A 12,959-nucleotide genomic window follows, 5' to 3' on the forward strand; every position below is an offset into this window, starting at 1 on the left:
GATTTTGACCTGATGCAACTTGTCGATCGGAAAATCTGAATTTAATAACTTCAAACCCTTTGCTGTTAAAGGTTCCCAGTTTTCCCACCCCAGCTTCCACCAGGGATATGGCTTAGAATTGACAGTGATAGTTAGGTCAAGCTCAAGGGTCAAAAGCTTTCAATCTAATATTCGCGAATCATTTAATGGAGAAGGAAAATAATGATGATTCCATCCGTTCGATACTCCATCGATGTGATTAAGGAAGAAGTCCGCGATTTGGTTAACAAAAAATTAATCAGCCGTCGGCAGTCAATTTACAATATTTGTCAATATATCCCGGTTAGAGAATGGCAAGAGGTGGAGAGAGAGTTAGAAAATCACGGATTTTTACTCAGAGATAGAATTATTGACCTAATGGGTCGAGAAGATTGGTACGAAGACTAACTCAAGACTAACTCAAGACTTAACTCAAGGCTATTGTGAATTAGTCACAACCATCAAGGGGTGTGGGGCAGGACAATCATTATCAGGAAAAAAATCCCCGATGACGGGTTCACCAATCAAATATACTCATCAAGTCAAACCCGCAAAGTTTGGCTATTTTTATTTTAGGTTATTTAAGGCAGTTTATTTAGGGCGATTTCCCGCAATCCCATCCCCAAATCCAGCCAAACAAAATATAGACCAATCTGGCAAATATAAGCAAATATAAAATTAATCGGAAATTTTAGCCATATTTCTAGACCCAATGCTAAAATAAAGTAGCGTCTCTCCTGGAAGCGATCGCTCCTAATTTAATTAACCCAACCCAGTCACCTGAACCCTCATATTTTCACCCTGACCTCCGCTCTGCCCGGTAGTTAATCTATTGGGGATGGCGCTATCTGATGCGCTATCTGATGCGCTATCTAAAGAATATATTCAAGAGAGATTAAGTTATTTTGGAAATAAATATCACAAAAATTTATTTCCAACTTACAACATTTAACCAAGAAAACAACGAGAAAATTATGTGTTTAGCTGTACCAGGGAAAATTATCAGTATTACCGGGGAAGATCCACTAATGCGTTCTGGGAAAGTCAGCTTTGGTGGGGTTCTCAAAAATGTCAGTCTGGCTTATGTTCCTCAAGCGAAAGTCGGAGATTATGCTATTATTCATGTAGGCTTCGCCATTAGTCTCATCGATGAAGAAGAAGCTCAACAAACTTTAGACGACTTAAAAAAACTAGCCAGTTAACCCATCAAGTTTAAGCAATGGTAAAGGTTAGATAATTTTTGATTAAGATTAGATCAAAAAATGCTCTTAGGCATTATCCGCGATCCCAAACTGGTTTAGGGCTAAATTTGCCTGGTTTTAGCCGCGATCGCGATCGGGGGAAAGTAGAGCCGTAAATCAGTCGTAAATCAAGATTTACTCACAAGATGCCTAAGTCAGCGAGACTGATCAAAATATTTTCCAGACTGGCAGGCAAACAAGCAGGGAAACAAGCAGGTAAACACCAGGAAAACGGGTAAATTTCCCTTTTCCTGGATTTTCATCGGTTCTAGATGCCCATTGAATATTCACAAATATTAATATTAATATTAATATTAATATTTTCTCAGCAATTTCTCTCAAACCCAGGGATCCCAACAATCTCATCATTTTTTGGGCAATGGGGTCAGACTGAACCACGGGAAAGATTCATATTTCTTAACAAAAACCGATCATAATTGAAGAATCATTAGAAAACATTAAATTTCTCGGAAAATCCCCAAATCAGTTATAGAATAATAAAAGTAAGAACTATGGAGTGGGAGTTGTCCATAAAAATATCTCTAACGCCCTTAAAAAAATAAGAAATTGCCTGATTCACGCGCCCAACAAGCCCAATAAATTTAAAAACAAAATCACCGATAAATCGGGTGAATCTGAATCAGGGAAATAAACCGGGAATATGTAACCTTTACAGTCCCACCACAATCGGTCGTTTTTCACAAGATTCATTGGGGCAAATTCAACATAAATACCCAAAAAATATCCAAAAAAAGCCCCAGAACTCAACAGACAGATCGACCCAAAAATTCTGAGAGACTCACAATCAAGTTGAAATAAGTATGACTACACGAACTTATGCAACCCTAGACGGGAACGAGGCAGTCGCCCGCGTTGCCTACAAGCTTAATGAAGTGATTGCCATTTATCCCATCACACCCTCCTCACCAATGGGTGAATGGGCCGATGATTGGATGTCACAAGGTCGTCCCAACTTATGGGGCACTATTCCCACGGTGATGGAAATGCAATCCGAAGCCGGGGCAGCGGGAACCGTTCACGGTGCCTTGCAAGGCGGGGCAATGACTACCACCTTCACCGCATCTCAGGGATTATTATTAATGATCCCCAACTTGTACAAGATTGCCGGTGAACTGACCAGCGCGGTGATCCATGTGGCGGCGCGATCGCTTGCGGCCCAAGGGCTGTCAATTTTCGGCGATCACAGCGACGTGATGGCAGTGCGGGCAACGGGAATTGCCCTGCTGAGTTCCGGTTCGGTACAAGAAGCCCAAGACATGGCTTTAATTGCCCAAGCCGCAACTTTAGAATCGCGGGTGCCTTTTATTCACTTCTTTGAAGGCTTCCGCATTTCCCACGAAGTGCAAAAAGTGGAACTGCTCGACGAGAGCGTTCTGCGGGCAATGATTGATGATGATTTGGTATTAGCTCACCGGGCCCGTGGCATGACCCCAGACCGTCCCGTGTTGCGCGGTACGGCTCAAAACCCGGATATCTATTTCCAAGCCCGTGAAACTGTCAACCCGTTCTACGATGCTTGTCCCGATATTGTCCAGAAAGCAATGGACAAATTTGCGGAACTAACCGGGCGTCAATATAAGATTTATCAGTATGAAGGCGCACCCGATGCCGACCGTGTGATTGTGGTGATGGGTTGCGGTGGGGAAACCACTCACGAATTGGTGGATTATTTAACCGCTAAAGGCGAAAAAGTTGGTGTGCTGAAAGTGCGTTTGTATCGCCCGTTAGACGCCCAACGGTTAGTAGCTGAACTGCCAAAAACCGTCAAGAAAATTGCCGTGCTCGATCGCACCAAAGAACCAGGATCTGCTGGAGAACCCCTCTATTTAGATGTGGTGACTGCCCTGAACGAAGCATGGGAAGGCCCAATGCCCAAAGTGGTTGGCGGTCGCTATGGTCTATCTTCTAAAGAATTTAACGCGGCGATGGCCAAAGGGGTATTTGATAATTTGGCCCAAGATAAGCCAAAGAATCATTTCACCATTGGCATTAACGACGACCTCGGCCATACTTCCATTGCTTATGACCCGAAATTCTCCGTAGAACCGGATAACGTGGTCAAGGCTATGTTCTACGGTTTGGGGGCTGATGGCACCGTTGGGGCCAACAAAAACTCGATTAAGATTATTGGGGAAGAAACCGATAATTACGCTCAAGGTTATTTCGTCTATGACTCCAAGAAATCTGGGGCAATGACGGTTTCTCACTTGCGCTTTGGCCCGAATCCGATTCGCTCTATTTACCTCATTGAACAAGCCAATTTTGTCGGCTGTCACCAGTGGATTTTCCTGGAAAAATTTGATGTCTTACGCTCCGCTGGTCAAGGGGCAACCTTCCTGCTGAATAGTCCGTTTGGACCCGATGAAGTGTGGGATCAATTACCCATTGAAGTCCAAGAAGATATTGTTCGCAAGAATCTGAAATTATTCGTCATTAATGCCAACAAAGTTGCCCGTGAAAATGGCATGGCCGGACGGATTAATACGATTATGCAGGTGTGCTTCTTTGCCCTGTCCAATGTGTTGCCACGGGAAGAGGCGATCGCGCAAATCAAGAAAGCGATTAAAAAGACCTACGGCAAGAAAGGGGAAGAAATCGTCCGAGTCAACCTGCAAGCGGTTGACAACACCCTGGACAACCTATTTGAAGTCAATATCGGTGATGTCACCAGCACCATCAAACGTCCCCCGGCAGTTTCGCCTCTCGCCCCAGATTTTGTGCGCGAAGTCGAAGCCAAAATGCTGATCAAAGAAGGGGAAGACCTGCCCGTGAGTGCTTTACCTTGCGACGGCACCTATCCCACCGGCACCGCTAAATGGGAAAAACGCAACCTGGCGGAAGAAATTCCCGTTTGGGATCCAGATGTTTGCGTCCAATGTGGCAAGTGCATCATGGTTTGCCCCCACGCGGTGATTCGCGGCAAAGCTTACGATGAAAGCCAGTTAGCTAATGCCCCGGCCACCTTTAAGTTCACAGATACTAAAGATAAAGACTTTGCCGGAACCAAGTTCACCATCCAGGTAGCCCCAGAAGATTGCACGGGATGCGGTATTTGTGTGGATGTTTGCCCTGCGAAGAATAAGGCGCAACCTTCCCGCAAGGCGATTAACATGGCAGAGCAGTTGCCCTTGCGTCAACCAGAGGCGGAAAACTGGGAATTCTTCTTGAAGTTGCCCAATCCCGATCGCCAACAACTGCATATCGATCGCATTCGCCAACAACAATGGCAAGAACCCTTATTTGAGTTCTCTGGTGCTTGTGCCGGTTGTGGGGAAACTCCTTATGTGAAATTAATTTCCCAATTATTTGGCGATCGCATGATTGTCGCCAACGCCACCGGCTGCTCCTCCATTTACGGCGGCAACCTGCCCACCACCCCCTGGGCGCAAAACGCAGACGGACGTGGCCCAACCTGGTCGAACAGCTTATTTGAAGATAACGCCGAATTTGGCCTGGGCTTCCGCCTAACCGTCAACAAATTTGCCCAATTTGCCGGGGAATTATTAGTCAAACTCGGTGGTGAAGTGGGAGATAATCTCGTCCGGGATATCCTCAACAACACCCAAAAATCTGAAGCGGACATCTGGGAACAACGGGAACGAGTAGCCGCCCTGAAAGAAAAACTGCAACAAATCAATTCTCCCGACGCCAAACAGCTTCTCAGTTTAGCGGATTATCTAGTCAAGAAATCCGTCTGGATTCTCGGTGGTGACGGCTGGGCTTATGATATTGGCTACGGTGGTTTAGACCATGTACTCGCCAGTGGCCATAACGTGAATGTTCTGGTCATGGATACGGAAGTTTATTCCAATACCGGCGGACAATCTTCTAAAGCCACTCCTCGCGGCGCTGTGGCCAAGTTTGCCGCTGGTGGCAAACCCAGTCCCAAGAAAGACCTGGGCATGATGATGATGACCTACGGCAATATCTATGTAGCATCGGTGGCTATGGGGGCACGGGATGAACATACCCTGAAAGCATTCATCGAAGCGGAAGCTTATGATGGCCCGTCGATTATTATTGCCTACAGCCATTGCATCGCTCACGGCATTAACATGACCACCGCTATGAGTCACCAGAAAGAAGTGGTAGAAAGCGGACGCTGGTTGCTGTATCGCTATAATCCAGCCCTGAAAGAACAAGGACTCAACCCACTGCAATTGGATAGCCGTTCACCCAAGAAGAAAGTGGCCGATTCTTTGTTGCAAGAAAACCGCTTCAAGATGCTGACTAAGAGCAAGCCCGAAGCCGCTAAAGTCCTGCAAAAACAAGCCCAACAAGACGTGGACGATCGCTGGAAAGTTTATGAATATCTAGCATCCCGGTCTTTGGAAAATGGTAACGGTAACGGACATCAGTAGTGGTTGTTAAGTGATGTTGTTTGTTGGAAAGTTGTTTGTTGTTTGTTATTTGATGACACCAATAACGAAGAACGAAGAACGAAGGGTTCAGAAACCGGGTTTTTATCCCACATCTTGCTTAACCAACAAAACGTATCGAAAAAACCCGGTTTCTTTTCAATAACCCAAAAACTATGACCAACATCAAAGATTTCCGACTCAACCCAGACCAGTTACGCTTTTTTGGCCAAAATTTGCACCGTCCCGAAAGCATCATTGCCACTAAGGACGGCACTCTCTGGGTGTCAGATCGGCAAGCGGCTGTCACTCGCATTGACGCAGATGGCACCCAAACCGCGATCGGTCACATGGGTGCTGAACCCAATGGTCTGGCAATGGATCGTCATCGGGACAAGCATCGTAGGGGCAATCTTTATGTGGCGAATATCGGCGATGGGAAGTTTTACAAGCTATATCCCGACGGCACGGAGGAGGTACTCCTAAGTGAGTTTGAAGGCAAACCCCTGGGATCTCCGAATTTTGTGTTTATCGACCGGCGCGATCGCCTCTGGTTATCAGTTTCTACTCGCACCTTGCCCTGGGTTGCGGCAGCGATTAATCCCCGTCCCGATGGGTATATTCTGCTGATGGATGAAAACGGGGTCCGCATGGTTGCCGATGGCATTTATTTTACGAATGAAATTCGCCTGGATGCCAATGAAGAATATCTCTATGTGGCAGAAACCATGAAATCGCGGATCCTGCGTTTTCCAGTTAACCCTGATGGCAGTTTGGGCTCGCGCGAAGTCTTTGGACCCGATCCTCTGGATTACGGTGCTTGGGTCGATGGTTTCACCTTTGATATCGAAGGCAATCTTTGGATTACAACTCCCCTACGCAATGGGTTAGGAATTCTCACTCCTGATGGCGATTATCACGTCGTTTTTGAAGAGGTAAAACCGGATGCATTAAAAAATGCTGTCACCAACCTAGAAGCCAATCAATTAAAGCCAGAAGATATCTTCGCTTGCGCCGGAGAAAATTGGCCATTTCCTACTAGCGTGACTTTTGCCGGATCGGACTTAAAAACGGTGTATGTGGGTTCTTTAATTATGCCCCATTTAATTACTTTTGAGTCGCCAATTCCCGGTTTACCCATGCGCCATTGGCATTAAGTAATGTTGTTTGTTGTTTGTTGTTTGATGTGGGTTCAGAAACCGGGTTTTTATTCCACATCTTGCTTAACCAACAAAACGTATCTAAAAAAACCCGGTTTCTTTTCAAACATTAGAAGGAAAACAGAAAATGGATTTAACTACGACTTATTTAGGTTTAAATTTGCGATCGCCCCTTGTGCCCTCAGCCGCGCAACCTTTGACTGAGGAAATTGATAATGTCAAACGGCTAGAAGATGCGGGGGCAGCGGCAGTAGTTTTGCATAGTATTTTTGCCGAACAACTGCGGATTGAACAATATGAACTGCATCATCACACCACTTATGGGACGGAAAGTTTTGCCGAAGCGCTGACTTATTTTCCCGAACCAGATGAATATAAAGTCGGCCCAGAAACCTATCTAGAACATATTCAAAAAGCCAAAGAAATGGTGGATATTCCCATCATTGCTTCCCTGAATGGGGCATCATTAGGTCAATGGGTTGACTTTTCCAAACAAATTCAACAAGCCGGTGCCGATGCTTTAGAATTAAATATCTACAGTATCCCCACGGATATGCACAAAACAGGGGCACAGGTTGAAGAAGAATATATCGAAATCGTGGAAGCAGTCCGCGCTGATGTCACCATTCCACTGACCATTAAACTGAGTCCTTATTTTAGCAACATGGCAAATATGGCCTCTCGGTTGACGAAAGCAGGGGCGAATGGTTTGGTATTATTCAACCGCTTTATGCAGGAAGATATTAACCCTGAAGAGTTGGAAGTTTGGCCGCATTTAGTATTAAGTAATGTCCAAGAATCTCTCTTGCCAATGCGTTGGATTGCCCTATTATATGGTCGCATTCATGCAGATATGGCCGCTACCAGTGGGATTCAAAAAGGCCATGATGTGGTGAAACTTTTAATGGCTGGGGCAAAAGTGACTCATGTTTGTTCACCATTACTCCGTCATGGGATTTCTCACCTAGCAGAAATTGAGCGGGAACTGGTGCATTGGATGGAAGAAAATGAATATGAATCCGTGCAGCAAATGATTGGCACCATGTCACAAGTTAATGTGGCTGATGAAAGTGCCTATGAACGGGCTCAATATATGAAAGTTGTTCAAAGTTTTAATCCCGATCGCGTCCTGATTTAGGATAGCCCAGAAACCGGGTTTATTGAGACTACCTTTGCCACCAATTAAGAAACCGGGTAACTTCGGCGAAACCCGGTTTGTTACCCGGTTTCTTGCTGGCGGCAAAAAACCAAAAATATATAATCCGTTTAATAGACAAGAGTGTACGCAGGACGGATTGATCCCCCCAACCCCCCTTAAAACCGCCATCGAGTTTGCACGAATGAAAGCCAGAATTGTCTAATGATCGATATCGTATTTGCTTTGGGGCGATCGCGGTGCTGAGAACGTTGAAATTGTCGATTATCACTAAATATCATTAATATACTACTAAAATATACTACTAAGAGAGTCAGTTTTATGATTCGCTTTCCCACTCATCGCCCACCCACTCACCCTGGGGAGATGATATTAGAAGAGTTTTTGATTCCGATGGGTCTGACACCGGAAGAATTAGCCGATGCTATTCATCTATCATATCAGCACGTTAATGAAATTATTAACCAACGGCAAGAAATTACTCCGAGTACGGCTCTGCGGCTGGCTAAATTCTTTGGTATTTCCCCGGATTTCTGGATGAATCTGCAACTGCGTTGGGATTTATATCAGGCAGAGCAGAAAGACCAAGATATCCTTAAGACAATTCGCCCGTATCTGTCAACATCTGCCTAAAAATAGGGACGATCGGCCTAGAAACCGGGTTTCTTTACACTATCTTTGCCACCCAAGCATTTGCCAGGGCGAAGCATGACCGTATATAGGTTATTGGTTGTAACCCGATATTTACTGCGGTCAAGATCACGCCCCTACGGATATATTTATTGTAGGCGATCGCCCCTTTGCCCCCGCCCCAGAAACCGGGTTTCTTTAGACCATCTTTGCCACCCCACCTAGTAGGGGCGTTCTCGCATTCGCCCCTACTAGAAACCCGGTTTCTTGCTTGCTCATATATGCTAGGGCGAAGCATGACCGTATATAGGTTATTGGTTGTAACCCGATATTTACTGCGGTCAAGATCACGCCCCTACGGATATATTTATTGTAGGCGATCGCCCCTTTGCCCCCGCCCCAGAAACCGGGTTTCTTTAGACCATCTTTGCCACCCCACCAAAATGCTCATAGAAACCCGGTTTCTTGCTTGCTGACAACTCGTGAACCCCAGAAACCGGGTTTCTTTAGACTATCTTTGCCACCCAAACCCAGAAACCGGGTTTCTTCAGATAACCTTTGCCACTAACCAACAACTCTTATAGAAACCCGGTTTCTTGCCCCGGTTTCTTGCTTGCTGGCAACGACAATGCGATCGCGCTTAGATGACATTTGGCTCGATCGTAATTTGCCAACCATCATCTACTTGTTTCACAGATAACTCAGGAATATTTTTCAGGAAATTAACCAATTTAATTTGAATCGATAAGCTGCGGAATATCCCCCGAATTGGTTGCCGATAATATTTGGAAAATTCTTCACTTAATGCGCCAATGGTGGTAAAATTTTGGGGATGATTTATCGTTAAACTTTTAACTAATTCTAGCAAAACAAATTCCAAGTAAACCCTAGATTTTATTTCATCAATTAATTTGGGCTTATATGGTAAACCGGCTGGTTTGACAAAAAGGCTATTTTGTGGTTTGGGAATTTCTTGTGGTTTGGGAGTTTCTTGATATTCCTCTGATTTTAGCAGATCCAGCAAGCGTCCGTCAACTTTCCAGGGTCGTTTGATAGTGTATTTAATTGAAAGTGCTGTAGTGGTTTTTTCTGGGGTTAAATTAGGATTGATCGCCGAAAAAGCAGCCACATAAAACTCTTGAGTATCGGGATGGTTGTAGATAGAAAAGCGTTGGCTGCTAGTCAGAAAGCTTTTTAAACAGTCGTAGCCTTTCTGTTTCATCACTGCTTTCAGTGAAATATGGTATTTATCTGCAAACAACTTACAAAGTGTAGTTGCCGTAAACCAGGGCCGATCGGTTTCTGCCGATAACTGAACCATGAAGCGTTCCAATTCTAGGAAAATCTGTTCGGCTGGTAAAGGCGAAAAGTCATGTTCCTCGGAGTTATTCATTTTGCTACACCCAATTAGTAATGCGATCGCATATAGCTACAGACTTACTGCCGATCATTTCGGAATTTTCGCCATACAACTTGCCATACAACTTGCGGTAAAACTTGCCTTTGTGGACAATATGCAAGCATAGATAGGGTTCCAGAAAGCGCGAACTCCGCACCGCTTACGCGAACGCCCGCCCGCAACGGGAAAAGGTCCTTAGCTGAGGAAATTTCTTGATCGCGATCGTGGATATGATAAATTAATTGCTCAAAAACAAGATCGACCTGATTCGTAAGTCCTGAATTAGTGGCAAATTGGGAAAATCACAGTACAGTAGTAATGGTTAATAATTAATCCTTTGACCATAGCTTGAGTAAAGGCGCGATAGAAAAGTAATAAGCCATGAATTCAGAACAACCATTAGGCTCAGTCATTCAAGGTTCCCTAAGTAACGGACTCGAAGTAAAACTCCATGCAGATGTCTCTGTAGAAGACATGAGGGTGGGCAAATTTTTAGTCATCCGAGGAGCGCGATCGCTATTTTTTTGCATTCTCACCGATGTCACCCTGGGTACTTCCAGCGAGAGAATTTTGATTAACCCACCGCCACCGGAAGATGACTTTATGCAAGCGGTTCTAGCGGGAAGCGGCACTTATGGCACAATTAATCTATCGCCAATGTTAATGTTGGCTCCTGAAACTTCTGAAAGTGGCTGGAGTGTAGAATCTCTCCTCAAAACTCAATCCAGTGCTAATAAAAATGGATCAAATAACAACTCAAATAACAACTCAAATAACAACGGAAAAAATAACGGATTAGCCTCGTATCAAGCCAACACTGGCACACCGATGCAACTATTGCCGGTCAAAACCATTCCCAGCCATTTCTCCCAAGTTTATGAAGCCAGCGAAAGAGATTTTCGGGCCGTATTTGGCTGGGAAGATGACCCTCAGCGGCGGAATTTTGCCGTAGGACAACCTTTAGACATGGATGTACCCGTCTGCATTGACCTCGATCGCTTCGTAGAAAGAAGTAACGGCGTCTTTGGCAAATCCGGCACTGGGAAATCTTTCTTAACCCGTCTGTTGCTGTCGGGAATTATCCGCAAACAAGCGGCAGTGAATCTGATTTTTGATATGCACTCAGAATATGGCTGGGAAGCTCAATGTGAAGGCAAACAAGTCAGTACCGTCAAAGGGTTACGGCAGCTATTCCCCCATCAAGTGCAGATATATACCCTTGACCCGGACTCTACCCGCAGACGGGGAATTCGCGATGCCCAAGAACTTTATTTAGGTTATGACCAAATAGAAGTAGAAGATATCAGCTTGGTTGCCAGAGAACTCAACCTTTCCGAAGCAAGTATCGAAAATGCTTACATCCTTCAAGGGGAATTTGGGTCATCTTGGATTAAAGATTTACTGGATATGAATAATGAGGATATTCAAGACTTTTGCGATCAAAAGCGGGGGAATAAATCCTCAATTATGGCGTTACAACGGAAATTGATGCGGTTGGATCGACTGAAATATATTAAAACCCGTTGTCCCCAGAATTATCTCTCCCAAATTTTGGCCAATTTAGAAGCGGGTAAGCACGTTGTAATTGAGTTTGGTTCTCACTCGGATATGTTGTCTTATATGTTAGCCACGAATGTGATTACCCGGCGCATTCACCGGGCTTATGTGGAAAAATCCGAGAAGTTTCTCCAAACCAAAAATCCCAGCGATCGCCCCCGACAACTGGTGATTACCATTGAAGAAGCCCACCGCTTTCTCGATAGCGCTACGGTGCGTCAAACCATCTTTGGCACCATTGCCAGAGAAATGCGGAAATATTTCGTCACCATGTTAGTGGTCGATCAACGTCCCTCTGGAATTGATAACGAGGTGATGTCACAAATTGGCACGCGAATTACGGCGTTACTTAACGATGAAAAAGATATTGAAGCAATTTTTACCGGCGTTTCTGGCGGGCAAAATTTGCGTTCTGTGTTAGCAAAACTTGACTCTAAACAACAAGCTTTAGTCTTAGGTCATGCGGTGCCCATGCCCGTGGTGGTGCGAACTCGTGCTTATGACCAACAATTTTATCGAGAAATTGGCGATATGTCCTGGGATGAAATGGATACGGAAACGTTATTAAAAGTGGCCGAAGCCGCCAAAGCGGATTTAGGGTTTTAGGAAAAAAAGGAATCAAATAACAAATAACCAACAACAAATAATCAACAACCAACAACAAATAACCAACAACAAAAAATTTTGATTAAGTATTTTTGCGGATTGTCGTCAATGTAGTACAAGTGTAATATGGTAGTAGATTAAAAATTCAACCCAGATAATTCGCCAGTCACCGAGAAAGAAAAGGAATGGGGCGTAAACATGGCATGGGTACGCGCATTCAATTTTTGCCCTGACAGAAGTTCATGGGCGATCGCTGCTGTTAGGTTTAATTTCTTTGGGATTACTGGGTACAGTTGCTATATCAAGTCGATGGAATCAAGCAAAAATTTTTTTCTCGATAACCCGGAATTCGAGATTAACCCACTGTAGTCATAGTGCAGTGATGACAAATGATTATCAATGATGATGAATCCATGTCATTCGTCCTTGGCACTTTGCCAGGGTCAGTCCCGTCCAATCATTTAGTCACATTTAGTCAAATCACTTAGGAGAGAGATTTTACGGAACATTTCATCTTTCTGCGGGTAGCGAGTGATCTTGTAAATCTTTACAAACTTTTAATTTTGACTTACGATAATAAAACAAACTCATAACGACTTCGCTTTAGCGGGATAAACCTACCTTTCATTCTCGGTGGCGGCTGAGTCACTCAGGCAAATTCCTGGTATCCAGCCTGGTATCCAGCCTGGATCCCAGCTTTGACTAGGACTTCCTTATATCAGATATCTCCTGGATGACTGGATAATTTTTTTTCTAGGGATCCGGAAAAGTCGCCATCAAAAAGGCTACGCATCTAATCTGTTTGGAGAACTG

The 12,959-nt window shown here is 44.6% G+C and carries 8 protein-coding genes; 7 read left to right on the forward strand and 1 reads right to left on the reverse strand.

From position 1 onward, the window contains the following. The first annotated feature begins 204 nt into the window (after positions 1 to 204). From ABWT76_RS06860 to ABWT76_RS06885, 6 genes are all read left to right on the forward strand, one after another. Complete coding sequence (locus ABWT76_RS06860; RefSeq protein ID WP_054466796.1) at positions 205 to 426, forward strand: DUF4327 family protein; 222 nt, start codon at positions 205 to 207, stop codon at positions 424 to 426. Positions 427 to 992: 566 nt separating this feature from the next. Next, on the forward strand, positions 993 to 1,220 hold the full coding sequence (locus ABWT76_RS06865; RefSeq protein WP_054466764.1) for a HypC/HybG/HupF family hydrogenase formation chaperone: 228 nt from the start codon (positions 993 to 995) through the stop codon (positions 1,218 to 1,220). A gap of 860 nt (positions 1,221 to 2,080) precedes the next feature. Next, positions 2,081 to 5,641, forward strand: coding sequence for a pyruvate:ferredoxin (flavodoxin) oxidoreductase (gene nifJ, locus ABWT76_RS06870; RefSeq protein WP_354635843.1), 3,561 nt, complete (start codon positions 2,081 to 2,083; stop codon positions 5,639 to 5,641). Between the two features lie 173 nt (positions 5,642 to 5,814). Further along, positions 5,815 to 6,795, forward strand: coding sequence for an SMP-30/gluconolactonase/LRE family protein (locus ABWT76_RS06875; RefSeq protein ID WP_054466768.1), 981 nt, complete (start codon positions 5,815 to 5,817; stop codon positions 6,793 to 6,795). A gap of 130 nt (positions 6,796 to 6,925) precedes the next feature. Continuing rightward, positions 6,926 to 7,936: a dihydroorotate dehydrogenase-like protein gene (locus tag ABWT76_RS06880; protein WP_054466769.1), complete on the forward strand. Its 1,011-nt coding sequence runs from the start codon at positions 6,926 to 6,928 to the stop codon at positions 7,934 to 7,936. 339 nt (positions 7,937 to 8,275) lie between these two features. After that, entirely contained in the window at positions 8,276 to 8,587 is a 312-nt protein-coding gene (locus ABWT76_RS06885; protein WP_054466771.1) for a HigA family addiction module antitoxin, read from the forward strand. Positions 8,588 to 9,224: 637 nt separating this feature from the next. On the opposite strand, the gene ABWT76_RS06890 is transcribed toward ABWT76_RS06885, so the two are convergent. Continuing rightward, positions 9,225 to 9,977 (reverse strand): hypothetical protein, encoded by a 753-nt coding sequence (locus ABWT76_RS06890; protein WP_354635844.1) that lies wholly within the window; start codon positions 9,975 to 9,977, stop codon positions 9,225 to 9,227. Between the two features lie 387 nt (positions 9,978 to 10,364). On the opposite strand from ABWT76_RS06890, the gene ABWT76_RS06895 reads away from it, so the two are divergent. Beyond that, positions 10,365 to 12,146 (forward strand): ATP-binding protein, encoded by a 1,782-nt coding sequence (locus ABWT76_RS06895; protein ID WP_354635845.1) that lies wholly within the window; start codon positions 10,365 to 10,367, stop codon positions 12,144 to 12,146. Positions 12,147 to 12,959: the final 813 nt, after the last annotated feature.

It is taken from the genome of Planktothricoides raciborskii GIHE-MW2, assembly GCF_040564635.1.
GTDB lineage: Bacteria > Cyanobacteriota > Cyanobacteriia > Cyanobacteriales > Laspinemataceae > Planktothricoides > Planktothricoides raciborskii.